A 1,066-nucleotide genomic window follows, 5' to 3' on the forward strand; every position below is an offset into this window, starting at 1 on the left:
CGAACGCCCCCGGAGGGGGCGGGACGGTGGGAGTGGGGCTCGGCCGCAGCGCGGCGCTGTGGGCACGCACCTGACGGGTCGCTCCGAGACCGGACGGCACCCGGAGCCCGGTGCCCGGAGCCGGGATCACGCCCCCCCACCCCCGACGGAGTCGTCCAGGGTGGGGCGGGCCCGCGGCTACCCTTGAACGGTGAGCACCCCAGACCCCCAAGGCCCCCTCCTCGGCGCCGCAGACATCCGCGAACTCGCGGCAGCCCTCGGCGTCCGCCCCACGAAGCAGCGCGGCCAGAACTTCGTGATCGACGCCAACACGGTCCGGCGCATCGTCCGCACCGCGGAGGTCACCGGTGACGACGTGGTCGTCGAGGTGGGCCCCGGGCTTGGCTCGCTCACCCTCGCCCTGCTCGACGTCGCCCGGCACGTGACCGCCGTCGAGATCGACGACGTGCTGGCCGCCGCGCTGCCCGCCACCGTCGCGGCCCGCGTCCCGGCCAAGAAGGACGACTTCGACCTGGTCAACATGGACGCGATGCAGGTCACCGCGCTGCCCGGCCCGGCCCCGACCGCCCTCGTCGCGAACCTTCCGTACAACGTCGCGGTGCCCGTCCTGCTGCACATGCTCGACACGTTCCCGAGCATCGAGCGCACCCTCGTCATGGTCCAGGCCGAGGTCGCCGACCGGCTCGCCGCCGCCCCCGGCAACCGCGTCTACGGCGTCCCCTCCGTGAAGGCCAACTGGTACGCGGAGGTCAAGCGGGCCGGCTCCATCGGCCGCAACGTCTTCTGGCCCGCGCCCAACGTCGACAGCGGTCTCGTCTCCCTGGTCCGGCGCGCCGAGCCGATCGCGACGACGGCCCCCAAGGAAGAGGTCTTCGCCGTCGTCGACGCCGCGTTCGCCCAGCGCCGCAAGACGCTGCGCGCCGCGCTCGCCGGCTGGGCCGGGTCGGCCGCCGCCGCCGAGGCCGCGCTCGTCGCCGCCGGGGTCTCGCCGCAGGCGCGCGGCGAGGCGCTCACCGTCGAGGAGTTCGCGCGGATCGCGGAGGCCGGGAAGTGACCGGTACGCCCG

General features: G+C 75.1%; 1 protein-coding gene. It reads left to right on the forward strand.

The window, feature by feature from the left end:
- The first annotated feature begins 190 nt into the window (after positions 1 to 190).
- Positions 191 to 1,054 (forward strand): 16S rRNA (adenine(1518)-N(6)/adenine(1519)-N(6))-dimethyltransferase RsmA, encoded by an 864-nt coding sequence (gene rsmA, locus GTW43_RS21690; RefSeq protein WP_161303686.1) that lies wholly within the window; start codon positions 191 to 193, stop codon positions 1,052 to 1,054.
- Positions 1,055 to 1,066 lie beyond the last annotated feature (12 nt).

Origin of the sequence: Streptomyces sp. SID5785 (assembly GCF_009870065.1) — a bacterium.
GTDB lineage: Bacteria > Actinomycetota > Actinomycetes > Streptomycetales > Streptomycetaceae > Streptomyces.